The organism is Ferdinandcohnia sp. Marseille-Q9671 (assembly GCF_976954385.1).
Genome location: NZ_CDRJTA010000001.1, coordinates 2,165,657 through 2,177,909, shown reverse-complemented (window position 1 = coordinate 2,177,909; position 12,253 = coordinate 2,165,657). Strand labels below are relative to the sequence as shown.

Here is a 12,253-nt window from a genome sequence, read left to right as displayed (position 1 = left end):
GTAAATCTGCAATACTACGCGCCTATCCCGAATAGAAGGGATGGGCGCTATTTTATTGATTCTATATGTACTATCTGTATCCTTTAAAACGTTCAAACAAGTACTGTACACCATATAATATATAAGCCTTATAGTGGATATAGAGGAAAAATTGAAGTCGGTTTAAACCATTGAGCCTAATTATTTTCATTTTCTTCAGAATATCCATACCAAGAAAAGCGAAAATACCGTCGGCTAATACATTAAGAAGAATAAACTTTTTAAAGTTTCCAAAGGATAGCTTTAGCAACCACATAGACAGAGGCATATAAGGGCCTACACTAAACGGAAGCTCATCCTTTATAAAGGATCTTGGCCTATCAAAAAATGCCCACCATTTACGTCTATGGCCGTATAAATGATTGATGATTTCAAAGATAACAATAAAGATACCTGCTACAGAATATCGTTTAAAATTACGCTTTCCAATGAATAATAAGGTTAGCCACGGGATCAATATTATAAAAATATTAAATACGAAGTGTCTCCTCCTATGAAACATAAGTGTCTCCCCCTGCCTATTACATGTATTAGAATCACTTTTCTACAAATGTATTATTTGGTATTTTTATGTATTTATTCATGATTTATTAATCCCTGTCAAAATTCATTTTAACTTGGGTATCCTAGACAGCAAGGAGCGTGAGGGAAAAGTGAAATCATTTTGCCCGGAAATGTGGCCAGAAGATCCAACGCCAAATGCCCAAAAGGATTGCAAGGAATGTGGGCTCTATTTGCAAGGGTCAAGAATGGTTTGGGGGGAGGGAAATCCACAGGCACCGATTATGATTGTATTAGATAATCCAGGTGCTCGTGAAGACCGCGATGGAAATCATATGGTTTGTGGTACAAGACAGACTCTACAAACGGTGGTTCACGAAGCTGGCCTTGCAAAAGAGGATATATATGTTACCTATATATTAAAAAGAAGACCGGTACGGGCTTATGAGAAGGAGAAAACACGGGAAATCTGCATGAACCATTTGCATGAACAGCTAGATATGAAAAAACCGAAGCTAATTATTTGTCTAGGCAATGTAGCTGTTCAATCCTTTTTCCAGAATCAAGAGCTTGATGTGAAGGGACTAAGAGGAAAATGGCATCTGGTAAATGGATACCAAGCAACTGTAGGCTATCATCCTTTAGCTGTAAGGAGACGACCAAATTTATATCCGCTCCTTCTTGAGGATATGGAGTTAGTGGCATCAGAGCTTCAGAAACTACTTTCCTGAAAAATTCAGTTTTTAAGTAAGGAGCGGGATTATAAAACCTGTCCTTTCTAATTCATTTCTCATTTATGACAAAAAGCAGCTTCATTATTAAATGGTGGCGGTTATTTTATTGATATAGCAAATATGGTTCGAAAATTTTGTATTGACGTATATATAATTTTCTGAAATAATAAATGTAATTAAATAACTGGTACCTTTAATTCAGTCCAGAGAGGCTGACAAGGACGGCGGATTCTATTAGAAGACATGGGGATATGTGTGCGAACTTTTCCTGTGTACGTTTAATAGATGAAGAGGCTAATTGTCAGGATAACTGGTGATTAGCCTCTTTTTTTTCTGCTTGCTTCTGGTATCAGAAATGATCATACAGGAGGAATCAAGTAATGAAGAAAGTAGATTCAGAGTTCTCATGGCAAGCAGTACCACAATCTAGTCGAAATGGGTTTTGGAAGACATTATCAGTCATGTTAGGCCTTACATTTTTCTCTGCAAGTATGCTTGCAGGTGGAGAATTGGGAATGGGCTTGACCTTTACTCAATTTATCTTAGTTGTATTAGGAGGAAACCTAGCACTTGGTTTGTATACAGGTGTCCTCGCTTATATAGCATCAAAGACAGGGTTATCTACGCACCTTTTAGCCAAGTACGCATTCGGTGATAAGGGATCATATCTACCTTCCTTTTTATTAGGATTTACACAGGTGGGGTGGTATGGAGTAGGTGTAGCTATGTTCGCAGTACCAGTTGCAAATGCAATGGACTGGAATGTGTATGCATTAATTTTTATCTTCGGACTTGCTATGACAATAACATCCATATTTGGAATGAAGGCATTAGTTATTTTAGGTTTCATCGCAGTACCAGCAATTGCAATACTTGGTAGTTATTCTGCAGTTGAAGCAACTAAATCACTAGGTGGGTTAGGTGCCCTAATGGAATACAAACCAACTGTATCCTTAACAATTTCAGCTGCACTCACGATTTGCATCGGATCATTCATTAGTGCTGGAACATTAACACCTGATTTCGTAAGGTTTGCAAAAACGTCCCGTTCCGCAGTCTTTGCAACAGTCATTGCCTTCTTTTTAGGAAATTCGCTTATGTTCTTGTTTGGTGCAATCGGGTCAATGTCTTATGGGCTAGGTGATATTTCAGAGGTCATGTTCCTACAAGGATTAATGATTCCAGCAATCATCGTTCTAGGTCTAAATATCTGGACGACAAATGATAACGCGCTATATGCTTCTGGATTAGGATTCGCTAATATCACAAAGATTCCGAAGAAAGTCTTTGTTGTAGTAAACGGCATAGTAGGGACAATCATGGCAATGTGGATGTACAACAACTTTGTTGGCTTTTTAACACTACTAGGTGCTGCGATTCCATCCATAGGAGCTATCATTATTACGGACTACTTTTTCATAAAACGTAGAGAATATGGTGCTTATGAAAATATGAAATTTGCATCTGTGAATTGGATTTCCATTCTTGCATGGGCTGTAGGCGTAGGTTTAGCCCAAGTATTGCCGGGAATTACACCACTAAATGCGTTACTAGGAACTGCTATTAGTTATCTAGTATTAATGAAGGTTATACCAATCAATAAGGAAGCAAAGGTGATGACTGTTGAATATTAAAAATGCTACATTACGAGGAAAAGAAGGACGTTGGCATCTTGTCATAAAAGATGGCAAGTTTGAAAAAATCACACAAAATCTTGATGATATAGGAAACAATGAAGAGATAGTAGATGTTAACGGTGCGCTCGTGTTACCGCCTTTTATCGAGCCACATATTCATTTAGATACAACCTTAACGGCAGGTGAGCCAGAGTGGAATTTGAGCGGGACTCTATTCGAGGGAATTCAGCGCTGGTCACAGCGGAAAGAAACGTTAACCCATGAAGATGTAAAAGTTCGGTCAAAAACAGCGATTAAATGGCAAATTGCTCAGGGAATTCAACATGTTCGTACACATGTTGACGTAACGGATCCTACATTAACAGCATTAAAAGCGATGCTTGAAGTGAAACATGAAATGAAGGACTTTGTTGATATTCAACTTGTTGCATTTCCACAGGAAGGAATCTTATCCTACCCGAATGGAGCAGAATTACTTGAAGAGGCACTAAAAATGGGCGCAGATGTCGTTGGTGGAATTCCTCATTTTGAATTCACGCGAGAATATGGCGTCGACTCGTTAAAAATTGCGTTCGATCTTGCCGAAAAGTATGATCGGCTAATTGATATTCATTGTGATGAAATCGATGATGAGCAGTCTAGATTCGTTGAAGTTGTGGCAAAGGAAGCTTATGAGCGCGGACTTGGAGAACGCACAACTGCAAGTCACACAACCGCAATGGGTTCCTATAATGATGCTTATACGTATAAGCTATTCAGATTATTAAATCTCTCGAATATCAACTTTGTTTCTAATCCACTTGTGAACATTCATTTACAGGGACGATTTGATACGTATCCAAAACGACGAGGACTGACTCGTGTAAAAGAACTTCTAGAAGCGGGGTTGAATGTCTGCTTTGGCCATGATGACATTTTTGATCCATGGTATCCGCTTGGAACAGGGAATATGCTTCAGGTATTGCATATGGGAATCCATGCATCACAATTGATGGGTTATGAGCAAATTGTAAACTCGATTGATCTCATCACAAAAAATAGTGCAAAAACATTACAAATTGAAGATCAGTATGGGATAGAAGAAGGGAAGCCAGCGAACTTTATTGTTCTTTCTGCTGAAGATGAATATGAAACGATTCGAAAACAGGCTAAGGTACGTTACTCTTTCAGAAACGGAAAAATAATTGCCGAAACAAAGCCAAGTGAAACAATGATTACTCTAGATAAAACAGAGCTAGTCACATTTACTAGATAGACGAAAAGGGGCAACCAGTCTAGTTGACTGATTGCCCTTTATTTATCTTGTTTTATGCTTGTCGCATTTTTTCTGGATTCTCACCATTTTTATGAATTGTAACTTGATGAGGGAAAGGAATTTCTATGCCATTGGCATCAAATGCCTCTTTTATGGCTTTTCGTATCTGGCGTTCAACGCCCCACTGTTCGCCATTCTCTGTTTTAGCAATTACACGTAAAACAACGTCTGATGCACCAAAAGCCTGAACCCCAATTACATTTGGACCTTCTGTTATGACTGGATTCTCAGCAGCTACTTGATCACAAGCTGTTTGCATGACGGTAATAGTTTTATCGATATCTTCATCATAAGATACCCCTATATCCACTAGTGCACGCATATTTCCCCGTGAATGATTACTTACACTTGTAATATCACGATTTGGAATATAGTTTAGTGTTCCATCAAAGCTTCGTATTTGAGTTGTTCGTAATCCTACAGCTTCTACAATCCCATCAATCCCACCAATCGTGACATAATCATTAACATCTATTTGTTTTTCTAACAATAAGAAAAAACCAGTAACGACGTCACTCACCAGTCCTTGAGCTCCGAAACCAACTGCAAGGCCAACTATACCAGCACCCGCAATCAGACTTGCCACAGATAGCCCAAAAATGCTAAATAATGAAGCGACAAGAATAAAAATTAAGGCATATGACAGGATATTCTCCATAAGCCTTTGTAATGTGAAGGCACGACCTTTTGTAATATCTTGTTTTTGTAAAAGTTTAGAAAACGTACGGTCAATAATTTTGTTTCCAATCTTTTTTATTATGGCAAATGCAATAAATATTCCAATGATTTTTACAATGATTAATCCAGTACTAAGAAGTAAACCTTCCCAGTTAATATTATCTAAATCAAACAAATTATCATCCTTCCTACCAATCAACTTTTGTGGGTTCTCTATTACAGGTTACCCAAATTAACCTATTCACTTTTATAACATAGACATGAAAAAATGTCACGGTTAAAACTGGTGGTTATAGATACATATACAAGAAGAAGTAAGACGTCTTTTTAGTTCTAGTTCGAGTAATTTTATGAATTCCCTATCAAGCTGTAATACCAGTGCTTCCTTGTAGGCATAGAGTATTTCCATGTTAGTTAACGAGCGCATACCATTACCTCCATTTGTAAGGATTATATGTCTTACAATGTAGTACCACTTCTGACATGCTATGAAACATGTATTTCCATTAAGGAAAGATACAAATAAAAATCCCCTATCAAGAAAAATAGGGGACTGTAAAGAAATGCTTATTTTGTATAGTTATCAAAGTAACCTTGAATGTAGATAAATGGAGTACCTTTATCTCCGCTTCCAGAGGTTAAATCTGAAAGAGATCCGATTAGGTCTGTAAGTCTACGAGGTGTTGTACCTTGTGCCTCCATTTGACCTACAAGGTCGCCTTCTTTATTTGAAATAAACTCAGAAATGGCCTTTTTAAGTTCTTCTCCCTTTAGATCTGCAAAGTTGTTATCAGCGAGATATTTAAGTTTGACCTCATTTGGTGTACCTTCAAGACCCGCTGTGTATGCTGGAGAAACAACTGGATCCGCAAGTTCCCAAATTTTCCCCACTGGATCTTTGAATGCACCATCACCATAGATCATGACTTCAACATTTTTACCTGTTTTTTCTTGAAGTAATGCTTGGATTTTGTCAACAATAGGTTGGCAATTACGAGGGAAGAGCTTCACACTTTCCTCTGTTGCTTTATTAGAACCGAGTAATCCATATTCTTCATTACAACCACTACCGTTGATTGATTCAGCTAAGATATTATCAAGACTGTAAATCTTTTCGCCGCCATTTGCTTTTAAAATTCTCTTCGTACGAAATCTTGTGTGAATGTCACAAGTAAGAACGCTCTTTGTGTAATCTAAGATCGTTTTTGGATTGTTAGAGAAGATGACTTCACATTCTACACCGTACTCTTCTACTATGGATTTATAATAATCTATGTAATCTACACCAGTAAATGTATGTTTGTTGTGTCCAAATAGTTCACGAAATTGCTGTTCAGTTAAAACATCCGTCCAAGGATTAACACCTTTTTCATCTAGTAAATCTAAATCTACTAAATGATTTCCTACTTCATCTGAAGGATAGCTTAGCATTAAGACAACTTTTTTAGCGCCTTTTGCAATACCGCGGAGACAAATAGCAAAGCGATTACGGCTTAGGATTGGGAAAATTACACCAACTGTGTCATCGCCAAATTTTGCTTGAACATCTTGTGCGATATGATCTATCGTAGCATAGTTTCCTTGAGCTCGAGCAACAATGGACTCTGTGATGGTTACAATATCTTTATCTTGAATGTCAAAGCCTTCAACCTCTGAAGCTGTTAATACGCTATCGACGACAATTTGTTCAATGTTATCCCCTTTGTTGATGATAGGACCACGTAAACCTCTTACAACTGTTCCAACTACTCTTTCCAAAAAAATCACTCCTACATGCTGATAAGGTTAATGTAAATAATATCTACTTGTACTATACATCTATTACATGATATAAGTAAAATTAATAAAGCTAATAGTAGGTATTAGGAGAATTTATATGATAAGTAAACTAGATTTATATAGGGTATTTAGCATCGTAGCTAAAAATGGAAGCTTTTCAAAGGCAGCAAAAGAGCTTTTTATGACTCAACCAGCTGTTAGCCAGGCAATCATGCAACTGGAAAAAGAGATAGATTCGAGACTCTTTAATCGAACGCCCAAAGGGGTGACACTTACAAATGAAGGAAGTCTATTATTTGACTATGTACGTTCAGCAATAAACCTCATTAATGTGGGTGAAGAGATGATCTTGGAAATTAAAAATTTATCAAAGGGTGAATTAAAGATAGGGGTTGGAGATACGATTTCAAAATATTTCTTACTGCCATCCCTAGAGAGGTTTCATACAGAATATCCAAACATCAAATTTAAGATTGTTAATGGGACAACACAGGAGCTTTGTTCGTTATTAAAAGTAGGAGAAGTGGACATCGCTATCTGTAATTTCCCGGTGGATGAACCTTCACTCGAACAAATCCCCTGCATGGATATTCACGATATTTTTGTTTGTGGGGAGAACTATCAAAAGCATCTGCCTAAGGTTGTGGGTATGAGTGAATTAGTTAAACACCCATTGATTTTTTTGGAACCCAATTCAATATCTCGTAGGTATGTTGAAGAGTTCTTGTTATCTTGTGGGTTAAGAATAGCACCGGAGTTTGAACTAGGATCTCACGACTTATTATTGGAGTTCGCTAAAATAAACCTAGGAATTGCCTGTGTAACCAAAGAATTTTCACTGGAATATTTACATAATGGCATTCTACAAGAAGTGAAGCTGGAGGAGAGTATCCCAAAACGAAGTATAGGTATCTGTTATGTGAAGAATGTGCCGTTGTCACCGGCGTCAACCAAGTTTTTGGAAATTATTGAATCAAAAAGAAGAGACGGTTTAAAACCGACCCTTCAACCTTACTCTACATAATAAACTTGGGAGTTTGTAGCATCATAGCAATACAGTCTCCCACCATATGCACAACCGCCATCAATCCCAATGATATTGTTTTTGCCGAAATAAATATCATTACTTTGATGTAAATAAGTTGTGGGGGTATGACCGAATACAACGGTCTTTTTTCCAGAGTAGCCGTTGTGGAATTCTTCTCGAATCCAGACTAATAAATGTGGTTCTGTCAATTCCAAAGATGTTTCCGGGTGGACGCCAGCATGGACAAAAATATGTGTATCCGTTTCATAGAAATAAGGAAATTCTTTTAGTATTTCAATATGTGGACGGATATCTTCATTTATCTGAAGAAGGTTTGGCATTTCTTCCGTTGTATACCAATACTTGGCGTCATCCTTTTCTATGTAATACCCGTAATTTTGTAATGTTTTAATCCCGCCATTGTAAAACCATCGTTTCACACTCATTGAATCGGCTCGAAAGGCTTCAAGCATCATTTTTTCATGATTTCCTATAAGCGCAATTGCCCCCTCATCCCTCAACCGAATGACTTTATCTAAAACTGCTCTTGAATGAGGCCCACGATCAACATAATCACCTAATAACAAAAGCTGGTCTTCTTCTTGTTGATAGTTAACGAGCTTTAGAAGCCGTTCAAATTTGTCTATATCACCGTGTATATCACTAATCGCAAGCATTCGCTTCATTTTCTCACAACCCTTTTGAACAAAAGTACATCTTCCTATTCTACCATATTCTATATAATAGGAAGATACACTATGTATAAACCAACTGTAACCATAAAATAATAAAGCCATTAAATGGGAAAGAAGTGGTTACAAATGGGATTAAAAAGCCAGTTATCAATTGCTTTTATACTTTGTTGTATTTCTCTACTTGTATTTGGCTTCCTCGCTTATTTTGTCAGTGGAAATGAAATTATTCGTTTTGATAGTAAAATTATTGCCTTCATTCAAAGCTTCGAGTCGAACCAACTTACAACGATTATGAAATTTCTTTCATTTGTTGGATCTACGCCTGTGGTAATTATCTTGTCCATTTTAATTCTGTTTCTTCTATATAAGGTCTTTAAGAACCGTCATGAATTAGTCTTATTTGTAGCGGCTTTGGTTGGCTCAGCCCTCCTAAATTTACTATTAAAAGAGATATTCGAGCGGGCAAGACCAGATTTTCATCGTCTAGTCGAAATTTCAGGCTATAGCTTTCCAAGTGGACATGCCATGAATGCTTTTACTTTTTATGGGACTGTTACTTTCCTACTGTGGCGTCATGTTCATGTCAGACGGGGGCGTTCAGCTTTACTTTTAGGGAGCGCGATAATGGTTTTAGGGATTGGGGTAAGCAGAATATATGTAGGGGTTCATTATCCAACAGATATTATAGGAGGGTACTTTGCGAGTGCTACTTGGCTAGGTTTTTCAATTTGGTTCTTTCAACGTTTTAAGGAAAGGAGAGCACTAAAACAGTATAGGCTGGAGCCGAGATGAGTAACGATTGGAGTTTTCTTAATAGGAAAGAAATGAACAATTTTGCAAGGGTTGTCGAAAATTGAAGAAAGGTTTACATTGTAATTGTAAACGCTTCCATTTATAATAAGGTTAGGTGGATGGCATGTGTGGTCATCATGGTATGTGGCGAAGGTGGGGCCAATACTGTAGTAAGGTAATACGTCAAAAAGGCAAATTTCTTACAAAATACTTATTAAGATCTTACAGAAAGGACCTTTTAGTTCTATTTAGAACTGAAGGGTCTTTTTGTGTGTTTTTATATAATGATATTTTCGTGTTAAAGCACTGTATAAAGATATTGTGGTATTAAATTCCACTACTTACATTTACTATTATATAAATATTTTAATATAACTTTATTTTCTGAAAAGTGTTGCTCTTCCGGTTTTTCTGTGATATATTACTGTGTATTAACTCGAAATAACTAGCTTTTCAGTTCAATATAAAAATTCAGGGACCTGTGTAAATGCTTTTTAGAATAGTTTATACTAATATGGTCCATAAGCTGGATTGCTTTATCAGTATAGGAGGAATAAATATGTCATCTAGGGGTTCATTCGCCAACACGATAGCAGTTGGATTTATGTTATTTGCATTATTTTTTGGAGCAGGGAATTTAATTTTTCCTCCACAATTGGGTCAATTAGCAGGGGACAATGTCTTTACTGCAAATCTAGGCTTTATCATCACCGGAGTTGGTCTACCAGTTCTAGGAGTGTTAGCCTTAGCTTTCTCGGGTAAAAGCGATTTGCAATCATTAGCAGGACGTGTAAATCCCGTATATGGAATCTTTTTTACTATTGCTTTATATTTAACAATTGGTCCTTTATTTGCAATTCCGAGAACAAATACAGTAGCTTATGAAATTGGAATCGTTCCTTTTCTACAAAATCAAACAAGCTATTTTCCATTACTTATTTTTACAATTGTGTTTTTCGGAGTAACATTATACTTCTCGTTAAAATCTAGCAAAATTGTAGATATTGTTGGGAAGATGCTGACACCTATTTTATTGGTTGTAATAGCGATTCTTATTATTGCTGCCTTTGTTAACCCAATTGGCGCAATACAAGAACCGACAGACGCTTACATGTCAAATAGTTTCTTTAAAGGTTTCCAAGAGGGTTATAACACAATGGATGCACTTGCAGCTTTTGTATTTGGAATTATTGTCATTAACATCGTGAAAGATCGTGGAGCAACATCCAGAAAACAAATCATGGTTTCAACTGGTAAAGTTGCACTAGTTGCTGGGGTATTATTAGCGACTATTTATTCTTCACTTGCATTTTTAGGTGCAACCAGTGTTGAGGGTCTAGGAATTTTAGAAAACGGTGGTTCAATTTTAGCGGCGGCTTCTCAACACTTTTTCGGTTGGTACGGAAAGGTTATCCTAGCTGTAATCGTAATTGCTGCTTGTTTAACAACTAGTATAGGATTGATTACATCATGTTCTGCTTATTTTACTAAATTAATACCAGCTCTTTCTTACAAGCAATGGGTAGTTATCTTTACGTTGTTCAGTGCAGTGATTTCAAACTTTGGTCTAACTACTATTATTGGTTTCTCTATACCGGTATTGGTAGCACTTTATCCATTAGCAATGTGTTTAATGGTATTAACCTTCTTACATCCTCTATTTAAAGGTAGGAAGGAAGTATATCAAGTTAGTATCTTTGTTACATTTATCCTAAGTATTAATGATGGACTGAATGCAGCAGGAGTGAAATTTACGGCGATAAATGACGTATTTGCTGCAATACTTCCATGGTATTCAGTAGGATTAGGCTGGATTGTACCTGCCGTTATTGGTGGAGTCATCGGGTATGTAATAAGCATTATAAAAAACGGCGTACTTAATCCAGATCCGATAGAAGAATAAGCAACACATGGGTGCGGATATCCGTACCCGTGTTTTTGTTTCTTTGTTATTTCTTTTTTAACTTGTTATAATAATGAATATAAACTATTAATTAGTAGGATTGTGACTAGTAAAGTAGGCAAAACCTAAGTAAGGATGTTTCTATCGTGAGAAGAGGAAACAACTTATTTAGGTTTTTTACATTTTAAAGCAGAGAGGGAATTGAAAAATGAAACTTATTGCTTCAGATTTAGATGGGACATTGTTAAACGAGAACAGTAAGATAAGTGAAGCGAATGCAAAGGCGATACGAAAGGCGATAGATAAAGGTGTTAAGTTTGTTGTCGCAACAGGGAGATCGTATGATGCTGCAAACATGCTTCTTAAGGAAGTCGGTATTTCATGCCCGTTTATAACGCTTAACGGGGCGAGTACCTGTGATATAAATGGAGACACCCTACGAGATATTCCAATGGATGAAAATGTATGTCATGACATTTATGTTGCGTGTGAAAAGGGGGGAATGTATACGGAGTTTTTCACCAACCAAGGCCTGTATTCTTTTGGAAGAGATAGGTTTATTGAGACAATGACGAAATGGTGGAAGATGGCATATCCCGAACTCACTGAAGAAGAAATCAGACATAAAGTTGAACTGCGTTTCCAAAATGAAAAGGTACAGTTTATTGAGAATTATGAGCAACTAAAAGCCCTCCCAAATCTTAAAGTATACAAGCTCTTAAGCTTAGCACTTAAAGAGGAAAATCATAAAAAGGTCTTCAATGAACTTAAAGATGAAAAAGGTGTCGTTATTACATCTTCGGGTCCTTTGAATCTTGAATTCAACCATCCGGATGCTCAGAAAGGGTTAGCCCTTAAGGACTTAGCGCAAAGTATGGGTATTGATATGAAAGATGTCATGGCTTTAGGAGATAATTTAAACGATAAAAGCATGCTAGAACTAGCTGGTCGTGGTGTTGCAATGGGAAATGCTGAAGAAGAAATTATAAAGTGTTGTGATTACATCACAAAAACAAATGTGGAGAATGGTGTTGCATTCGCGATAGAAGAGATGCTTAAGGAATATGGTCTATAAGAGAGAATGAAGAATTCAAAGTTAGAACATAGGTTGAAAAAGAATGGTTCTCTGTAGTGTTACCTTGTCCTCTCTTTT

12 protein-coding genes are annotated in these 12,253 nt (G+C 36.9%); 7 read left to right on the top strand and 5 right to left on the bottom strand.

Annotation, left to right across the window (positions count from 1 at the left end; translation table 11 throughout):
- Positions 1-70: 70 nt before the first annotated feature.
- On the bottom strand, positions 71-541 hold the full coding sequence (locus ACWNMY_RS10760) for a hypothetical protein (protein WP_449538223.1): 471 nt from the start codon (positions 539-541) through the stop codon (positions 71-73).
- Between the two features lie 151 nt (positions 542-692).
- Here ACWNMY_RS10760 and ACWNMY_RS10755 point away from each other — a divergent pair, with 151 nt between their 5' ends.
- The 3 genes from ACWNMY_RS10755 to ACWNMY_RS10745 all read left to right on the top strand — a co-directional run bounded on the left by ACWNMY_RS10755 (position 693) and on the right by ACWNMY_RS10745 (position 4,166).
- On the top strand, positions 693-1,271 hold the full coding sequence (locus tag ACWNMY_RS10755) for a uracil-DNA glycosylase (protein WP_449538222.1): 579 nt from the start codon (positions 693-695) through the stop codon (positions 1,269-1,271).
- A 383-nt stretch (positions 1,272-1,654) separates the two neighbouring features.
- Positions 1,655-2,908 (top strand): cytosine permease, encoded by a 1,254-nt coding sequence (gene codB, locus ACWNMY_RS10750; RefSeq protein WP_449538221.1) that lies wholly within the window; start codon positions 1,655-1,657, stop codon positions 2,906-2,908.
- Positions 2,898-4,166, top strand: a complete 1,269-nt coding sequence (locus ACWNMY_RS10745) for a cytosine deaminase (protein WP_449538220.1) — start codon at positions 2,898-2,900, stop codon at positions 4,164-4,166. The genes codB and ACWNMY_RS10745 overlap by 11 nt, the downstream gene beginning before the upstream one ends.
- A 52-nt stretch (positions 4,167-4,218) precedes the next feature.
- Here the strand turns inward: ACWNMY_RS10745 and ACWNMY_RS10740 are convergent, their stop codons facing one another.
- From ACWNMY_RS10740 to ACWNMY_RS10730, 3 genes are all read right to left on the bottom strand, one after another.
- On the bottom strand, positions 4,219-5,079 hold the full coding sequence (locus tag ACWNMY_RS10740; protein ID WP_449538219.1) for a mechanosensitive ion channel family protein: 861 nt from the start codon (positions 5,077-5,079) through the stop codon (positions 4,219-4,221).
- 102 nt (positions 5,080-5,181) lie between these two features.
- The gene (gene sda / locus ACWNMY_RS10735; protein ID WP_449538218.1) at positions 5,182-5,331 is read right to left on the bottom strand and encodes a sporulation histidine kinase inhibitor Sda; all 150 of its coding nucleotides are present in this window, start codon (positions 5,329-5,331) and stop codon (positions 5,182-5,184) included.
- 140 nt (positions 5,332-5,471) lie between these two features.
- Positions 5,472-6,662, bottom strand: coding sequence for a coenzyme F420-0:L-glutamate ligase (locus ACWNMY_RS10730; protein ID WP_449538217.1), 1,191 nt, complete (start codon positions 6,660-6,662; stop codon positions 5,472-5,474).
- 118 nt (positions 6,663-6,780) lie between these two features.
- Here ACWNMY_RS10730 and ACWNMY_RS10725 point away from each other — a divergent pair, with 118 nt between their 5' ends.
- Positions 6,781-7,707, top strand: coding sequence for a LysR family transcriptional regulator (locus ACWNMY_RS10725; protein ID WP_449538216.1), 927 nt, complete (start codon positions 6,781-6,783; stop codon positions 7,705-7,707).
- Here the strand turns inward: ACWNMY_RS10725 and ACWNMY_RS10720 are convergent.
- Positions 7,695-8,396: a metallophosphoesterase family protein gene (locus tag ACWNMY_RS10720; protein WP_449538215.1), complete on the bottom strand. Its 702-nt coding sequence runs from the start codon at positions 8,394-8,396 to the stop codon at positions 7,695-7,697. The two genes, ACWNMY_RS10725 and ACWNMY_RS10720, sit on opposite strands and share 13 nt — an antisense overlap.
- 135 nt (positions 8,397-8,531) lie before the next feature.
- Between ACWNMY_RS10720 and ACWNMY_RS10715 the strand changes: the two genes are divergently transcribed.
- From ACWNMY_RS10715 to ACWNMY_RS10705, 3 genes are all read left to right on the top strand, one after another.
- Positions 8,532-9,197: a phosphatase PAP2 family protein gene (locus ACWNMY_RS10715; RefSeq protein ID WP_449538214.1), complete on the top strand. Its 666-nt coding sequence runs from the start codon at positions 8,532-8,534 to the stop codon at positions 9,195-9,197.
- Between the two features lie 559 nt (positions 9,198-9,756).
- Positions 9,757-11,100: a branched-chain amino acid transport system II carrier protein gene (gene brnQ / locus ACWNMY_RS10710; RefSeq protein WP_449538213.1), complete on the top strand. Its 1,344-nt coding sequence runs from the start codon at positions 9,757-9,759 to the stop codon at positions 11,098-11,100.
- A 208-nt stretch (positions 11,101-11,308) separates the two neighbouring features.
- Positions 11,309-12,175, top strand: coding sequence for a Cof-type HAD-IIB family hydrolase (locus ACWNMY_RS10705; protein ID WP_449538212.1), 867 nt, complete (start codon positions 11,309-11,311; stop codon positions 12,173-12,175).
- Positions 12,176-12,253 lie beyond the last annotated feature (78 nt).